Below are 1,523 nucleotides of genomic sequence, written 5' to 3'. Positions count from 1 at the left end.
TGAAGTGCAAGACAAAAGTTAGACAAAATTGAAAATATTAAGCTGCTAAGGTATGGTTTCGGTACTCAACCGGAGTCATACCTTTTGTTTTTAAAGTCGTTCTGACGTTGTTAAAGTATTGAACATATTTTTGAGAAAGCTCAATTAGTTCTGCAATATCCTTACATGGTGGAAAGCCAGCCAGTAATTCCGTCTTAAATAAGTGAAAAAAACTTTCCATTGGAGCGTTATCCAAGCAGTTTCCCTTCCGTGACATACTTTGAATAAACCGATGATCCGCTAATTTTTGGGTATAGTAACCTAACTGGTAATGCCAGCCTTGATCTGAGTGAATGATTGGCTGCGCATCATCAGGTAAGTTGTTAATCAATTCTTTTAAGGTTCGCATAATTAGTTCTTTATTTGGGCTAGTACCAAGCTGAAAAGCCAGGACCTCTTGACTAGCTTCGTCAATCATCGCGGAGATATAGCCCCACTGGTGGTTGGCTAAGCGAACTTGCGTTACATCAGTATGAATAACGTGGTAAGGTCGTTTTTCATTAAATTCTTGTTTTAATTTATTGTTCGCAACTTTACCAACGGTACCATGATATGATGAGTACTTACCATTCCGATGTCGATTGTACAAGCTTACTTGCACATCTAATTCACGCATTAACTTCCGAATTGTATCACCAGACAAGTGTAATTCAAGTTTATCCAGTTCTGCTTGAATGCGACGATAACCTGCCGTCCAACGACCACGAATCTTGAACTGTTGAGCGATTTGAAGAATTATTTTCTTCACTTCACTATATTTATCATGACGATTAGCGATGCGTTTCCGTTCATCGTGATAGGTGGCCTTAGGAAGCTCAATGGCTTTAAGGAGGTCACCTATCTTATAGCGCTGCTTCTTGGGCTGTGCTGCTTGGTCGTCCCTGATCTGATCCACTATTTGGGTTTTCTTTCTGGCTTTGAGGGTCCGAACAGGGACAGCGATTTTTTTAGGAGATCACGCTCCAGCTTGGTGTCATAAAGTTCTTGATTTTTCTTCGCTAATTCTTCTTTTAACCGGTCTAACTCACTCTTATTGGCGAGTTGACGAGCTTGCTTTTTGGTATGTTTCATTTTAGACGGCCTACCTTTCGGGTGAGACTTCAAAGCTGTGATCCCGTCCCGTTCAAATTGTGAGCGCCATACGGAGATTTGTGCTGCTAAAACATCAAAGCGAGCCGCTACTTCAGCCATTGAATCCTCATGAGTTTGGTAGTAGTCTATCACACTTAACTTGAAATCGGTGGTAAATGTTCGCTTATGTCGGCGAGGTTTAAAGGCATCAATCCCGTTCAACCGATATCTTTGAATCCATTCAGCTATTCGACGCCTACTAATTTGATATTTTTCACTTAAAACATAAGCACTTTGCGAAGTTGATAGGTATTCATTAACAATCTGCACCTTTAATTCAGGCTTGTATTTGACCATATAAAAAGTACCCCACAATCATTAGATTTCTTGTCTAACAATTGTAGGGCACTTCA

At 40.2% G+C, this 1,523-nt stretch carries 2 protein-coding genes; both read right to left on the bottom strand.

What is annotated here, in order from left to right:
- Nucleotides 1-37: 37 nt before the first annotated feature.
- Complete coding sequence (locus tag HMPREF0494_RS10665; protein WP_007124990.1) at nucleotides 38-934, bottom strand: IS3 family transposase; 897 nt, start codon at nucleotides 932-934, stop codon at nucleotides 38-40.
- A complete protein-coding gene (locus HMPREF0494_RS10660; protein WP_007124989.1) occupies nucleotides 934-1,467 on the bottom strand; it encodes a helix-turn-helix domain-containing protein in 534 nt (177 codons plus the stop codon). The genes HMPREF0494_RS10665 and HMPREF0494_RS10660 overlap by 1 nt, the downstream gene beginning before the upstream one ends.
- Nucleotides 1,468-1,523: the final 56 nt, after the last annotated feature.

It is taken from the genome of Limosilactobacillus antri DSM 16041, assembly GCF_000160835.1.
GTDB lineage: Bacteria > Bacillota > Bacilli > Lactobacillales > Lactobacillaceae > Limosilactobacillus > Limosilactobacillus antri.
Note: the sequence above shows the minus strand (reverse complement) of the source record. Positions and strands in the feature narration are given on the sequence as shown.

Coding starts and splice junctions, on each gene's coding strand:
- HMPREF0494_RS10660 (WP_007124989.1), bottom strand. CDS start 1,467: ATGGTCAAATACAAGCCTGAATTAAAGGTGCAGATTGTTAATGAATAC.